This window comes from Corallococcus sp. CA049B, from assembly GCF_003611685.1.
Taxonomy (GTDB): Bacteria; Myxococcota; Myxococcia; order Myxococcales; family Myxococcaceae; genus Corallococcus; species Corallococcus coralloides.
In genome coordinates this window covers 1-451 of the sequence record NZ_RAWC01000483.1, presented here as the reverse complement: position 1 = coordinate 451, position 451 = coordinate 1, and the positions used below count along the sequence as shown (strand labels likewise).

The following is a 451-nucleotide window of genomic DNA, read 5'->3' as shown; positions in this document are numbered from 1 at the left end:
CTCTCCTTCAGTGCGGGCAGCCAGCCGGCCGGTCGCGTCAATCCCTTTGCCATTGCCCAGCTGGAGCGCGAAGGCTTCCCCGTCGAGGGCATGCGCAGCAAGTTCTGGGACGAATTTGCCGAAGCCGATGCCGCTGCCATGGATCTGATCGTCACCGTGTGTGACAGCGCGGCCGCCGAGGCGTGCCCGGTGGTGTTTGGTGACTTCGTTCGCGGGCATTGGGGCCTGTTCGACCCGGCCGGCGTGGAAGGTTCGGATGCGCAGAAGGCAGAAGCCTTTGACCGTGCCCATCAGACCATCAAGCGACGCCTGCAGGCCTTCCTGGAGATTCCTGACAGCGCCTGGGACGACCGCGCAGCGCTGAAGGCTCGCCTCGACCCGATCGCGCAGATCGACTAACCGCTTTTCCGAGACCTGCCATGACTACTGATTCCCCCCGCCTGTCCTTCCT

At 64.5% G+C, this 451-nt stretch carries 1 protein-coding gene; it reads left to right on the top strand.

What is annotated here, in order from left to right; translation table 11 throughout:
• Positions 1-399, top strand: a 399-nt coding sequence (locus D7W82_RS39840; protein ID WP_120623201.1) for an arsenate reductase ArsC, incomplete at its 5' end; no start/stop codon positions are given.
• Between the last annotated feature and the right edge of the window lie 52 nt (positions 400-451).